Source organism: Streptomyces boncukensis, from assembly GCF_011045075.1.
Classification (GTDB): Bacteria; Actinomycetota; Actinomycetes; order Streptomycetales; family Streptomycetaceae; genus Streptomyces; species Streptomyces boncukensis.
In genome coordinates, this window is sequence record NZ_JAAKZZ010000587.1 from 1 (window position 1) to 4,146 (window position 4,146).

Here is a 4,146-nt window from a genome sequence, read left to right on the forward strand (position 1 = left end):
GGGAGGGAGGGCGCCCTCTCCCCGTCGGCGCCCCTGGCTCCGGTGGTCACCCCGCCGCAGCTGGTCATTCGGGCGTCGACGTGAGTCCCTTGCGGCCGGGCAGAGGGCGCCCCTGACTGCTCGCCGCTCGCACTGCGCCCCGTCAGCGGCGCGGGGAACTGCGCGCTCAGCCACAGATCACCCGCAGCCTGCGACGGGCAGCAAGGGGCTGCCCCTCCCCGGTAGGCCGGAAAGCACTAGTGCCGTGGCCGGAAAGGTCTGCCGTCTCGCGTCTCCCCCAAGCTCTCGGCTCCGCTCGAACTGGGAGGTGCCCCCAGGTGCAGGGGGCACCTCCCAGCGGCAGCTGGGGGAGCCTCGCAAGGCGCCGGATCGCGGCTCGTACGGGGCGTACTCGCGTGATCCGGCAACGCCGCGATGGGGGTCCCCCCTGCTCGAGCGGAGCCGAGAGCTTGAGGGAGGCGCGAGGCGGTGAACCTTTCCGGTCACGGCACTAGCGCGACGTCAGCTCGTCGTAGACGGCGAGGACATGGGCCACCGTGTCGTGCTCCGTCGGCCAGCTCGCCGCCCGCACCCGCCCCGCCGCCGCGAGCGCCGCGCGCCGGGCCGGATCCCGCAGCAGCCCCCGCACGGCCGCCGCCAGCGCGTCCCCGTCCGCGTACGGGACCAGCTCGGCGGCGTCCCCGACCAGTTCGGGAAGGCCACCGACCGCCGTCGCCACCAGCGGCACCCCGCGCCGCAGCGCCTCCTGGGCCAGCACGGAACGGGACTCCCAGCGCACCGGCAGCAGCGCCAGATCCGCCCCGGCGAGCAGCCACAGCGCGTCGTCGCGCCGCCCCAGCAGCCGTACGGGCAGTTCCTCGGCGTCGATGCGCCGCTGCAGCGCCGCCCGTTCGGGCCCCTCGCCCGCGATGGCGAGCAGCGGCTGCGGGTCGAGGTCGCGCCAGGCGCGGGACGCCGTCAGCGCGGTGTCGTACCCCTGGTGCCCGTCGAGCCGGCCGACGGACAGGAGCAGCGGGCGCCCGGTGGCACCCAGTTCGGCGCGCACCTTGTGGCGCGCCGCCTCGCGCCCGTCCCCTTCCGGGCCCGAGGCGCCGTCCGGCGGCTCGGGCCCGGAAGGGGACGCGTCGTCGTGCCCCGCGGCGCACGGCCCGGGGACGGCGACGGGCGCGAGCCGCGCGTCGCGGGCTCCGGAGCGCCGCGCCGCGTCCACCAGGTCGGTGGTCACGCCGAGGACGACGGCGGCGGCCCGCGCCACCCGGCGCCGCAGCAGCCGCGCCAGCAGCGCCCGCGGAAGCACGGCGCCGGCGGGCTCCCCGGCGCGCTCCGTCCCGGCGCCGGCGTCCGCGCCGGGCGGCAGGGGCGTGTGCCAGGTGACGACGAGCGGGATCCGGCGGCGGCGCCTGCCGAGTGCGAGCGCGGCCAGCATCCCGGCGTGCAGCCCGTGCGCGTGCACGACGTCGGCGTCCGCGCACAGCTCCCGCAGTCCGGTCGCGGCGTCCGGCTCGGCGCGGTCCGCCGCGGGTGCGAAGCCGGCGCCCACCTCGGTGAAGACGCGGGCGAGGTCCGGGTCCCCGGCGCCGCACACCGTCACCCGCACCCCGCGCGCCACCAGGCCCCCGGACAGGGAGCGGACATGCGCCAGGGTCTCCGCGCCCGGTGCGCCCCCGCCGCGCGCGCCGGGCCCTCCGCCCAGCACCTGGACGGCGTGCAGCGGTGCCCGGCCGAGGGACGGCGCGGGGGGCAGGGCGGTGCGGATCACAACGGGTCGGGCTCCCGGGGGTCGTACTCAGTCGTGCTCAGTCGTGCTCAGGTGGTCGGGGGACGGCACGCGGGAGGCGGACTCGGGGCCCCGCGATGCGCTCGGTGCGCCCAGGATGCCAGGTAGCGGGCGCGGCGCGCAGGGCCGTACGGTCCCGGCCGCCCCGCTGCGGACGCCCGCTCCCCCGCGGTGGCGCGGGGTCTCACCCGTCCGGGTGGACGGTGTTCGCTGACCGCGTATCAGGACCGGGTGCGGAGACGGCGTCAGGAGGCGGCGCGCGCGGCGTCCAGCAGCTCCTCGGCGTGCGCCCGCGCGAGTTCGGAGTCCTCCTGCCCGGCGAGCATCCGGGACAGCTCGCGCACCCGGTCCTCGCCCTCCATGGCCTGCACCCCGCTGTGCGTCACCGAGCCGTCGTCGGTCTTCTCCACCACCAGGTGGCGGTCCGCGAAGGCGGCGACCTGCGGGAGGTGGGTGACGACCACGACCTGCGCCGACTTCGCGAGCCGCGCCAGCCGCCGCCCGACCTCGACGGCCGCCTTGCCGCCGACCCCGGCGTCGACCTCGTCGAAGAGGTAGGTGGGCACCGGGTCGGCGCCCGCGAACACCACCTCGACCGCGAGCATCACCCGGGACAGCTCGCCGCCGGAGGCACCCTTGGCGATGGGGCGGGGCGGCGCACCGGGGTGCGGGGTGAGCAGCAGTTCGACCTCGTCGGTGCCGTGCGGCCCGAAGGCGAGGGCGCGCCCCTCGATGTCCAGTCCGTCCGGGTCCTCGGTGTGCCCGAGGTCGAAGGAGACCCGGGCGTGCGGCATGGCCAGCTCGGACAGCTCCCCGGTCACCGCGTCGGCGAACCGCTTGGCGGCGTCCCTGCGGGCCTCGGTCAGGGTACGGGCGTGGGTGGCCAGTTCGGCGCGCAGCCGCTCGCGCTCCTGCGCCAGATCGCCGATCCGGTCGTCGTCGCCCTCCAGTTCCGTCAGCCGGGCCGCGCTCCGCTCGGCCCACTCCAGCACGGCGTCCGTGCCCTCGCCCTGCTCGCCGTACTTGCGCACGAGCTGGCCGAGCACCGCGCGGCGCTCCTCGACGGCCGCGAGCCGCAGCGGGTCGGCGTCCAGGTCGTCGGCGTACCCCGCCAGCTCGCCCGCCACGTCGGACAGCAGGATGTGCACCTCGCCCAGCCGGTCGGCGAGGGCCGCGAGCGCCTGGTCGTGCGCGCGGACGGCCTCCAGCGCCCGGAGCGCGCCCGCGACGAGGGTGGCCGCGTCCACGCCCTCCGGGTCGGCCGGGTCGCCCGCGAGCGCGCCGTGCGCCATGGTGGCGGCGGAGGAGAGGGCCTCGGCGTGGCCGAGGCGCTGCGCCTCGGCGGCCAGTTCGGTGTCCTCGCCGGGCTGCGGCTCGGCGGCGGCGATCTCGTCGACGCCGAAGCGCAGCAGATCGGCCTCCTGGGCGCGCTCGCGGGCCCGCGCGGTGAGCTCGTCCAGCTCTCCGGCGACGGCGCGCAGCCGTCGGTACGTCCCGGTGTAGGCGGCGAGCGGGACGGAGACGGACTCGCCCGCGTACCGGTCCAGCGCCTCGCGCTGCCGCGCCGCGCGCAGCAGGCCCTGCTGGTCGGTCTGCCCGTGCACGGCGACCAGCTCGCCGCTCAGCTCGGCGAGCAGCCCGGCCGGGACGGAGCGCCCGCCGACGTGGGCCCGCGAGCGGCCCTCGGCCGAGATCGTACGGCTCACGAGCAGCGTGCCCTCGCCGCCCTCCTCCTCCAGCTCGGCGCCCGCCTCGGCCGCGCGGCGCGCGGCGGGCGCGTCGGGCGGCACGGTGATCCGCCCCTCGACGACGGCGGCCTTGGCGCCGACCCGTACGAGCGCCGCGTCGGCGCGCCCGCCGAGCAGCAGCCCGAGGCTCGTGACGACCATGGTCTTGCCCGCACCGGTCTCCCCGGTCACCGCGGTGAAGCCGGGGGACAGCTCGACGACGGCGTCGTCGATCACGCCCAGGGCTCTGATCCGCATCTCCTCCAACACGGATACGACCATACGAGGTTCCCTGGGGATACCCCTACCCCCGGTCAGGGTGGTACGCCCCTCGCGCGGGCATATCCACCACTTCGAGCATGGGAGGGATCCTGACGCCGACCACCCACACGGGGGCTCTGATGCGCATCCGATCCCGGCGCGCGTTCACCGCGCTGGCGGCGCTGACCGCCGTCGCCGCCGTCACCGGCAGCACGGGCCTCGCAGCGCCGGACCGGGCCGCCGCAGCCCCGCGCACCCCCGATGTGCGCGGGGTCTGGCAGACGGACGGCTACGGCACCGCCGTGGTCGTCGGGGACCGGACGCTGCGGACGTACGACACCACCGCCGTCAGCTGTCTGCCCGGCGCCCTGCGGGCGGGGC

2 protein-coding genes and 1 pseudogene are annotated in these 4,146 nt (G+C 77.6%); 1 reads left to right on the plus strand and 2 read right to left on the minus strand.

What is annotated here, in order from left to right; genetic code table 11:
* Nucleotides 1-490: 490 nt before the first annotated feature.
* Both G5C65_RS32525 and recN read right to left on the minus strand, forming a co-directional pair.
* Nucleotides 491-1,759, minus strand: coding sequence for a glycosyltransferase family 4 protein (locus G5C65_RS32525; protein ID WP_338146771.1), 1,269 nt, complete (start codon nucleotides 1,757-1,759; stop codon nucleotides 491-493).
* Between the two features lie 263 nt (nucleotides 1,760-2,022).
* Nucleotides 2,023-3,786: a DNA repair protein RecN gene (gene recN, locus G5C65_RS32530; protein WP_165302641.1), complete on the minus strand. Its 1,764-nt coding sequence runs from the start codon at nucleotides 3,784-3,786 to the stop codon at nucleotides 2,023-2,025.
* Between the two features lie 119 nt (nucleotides 3,787-3,905).
* Between recN and G5C65_RS32535 the strand changes: the two are divergent.
* Nucleotides 3,906-4,146: pseudogene (locus G5C65_RS32535) on the plus strand (S41 family peptidase); the annotation flags it as partial.

Coding starts and splice junctions, on each gene's coding strand:
- recN (WP_165302641.1), bottom strand. CDS start 3,786: ATGGTCGTATCCGTGTTGGAGGAGATGCGGATCAGAGCCCTGGGCGTG.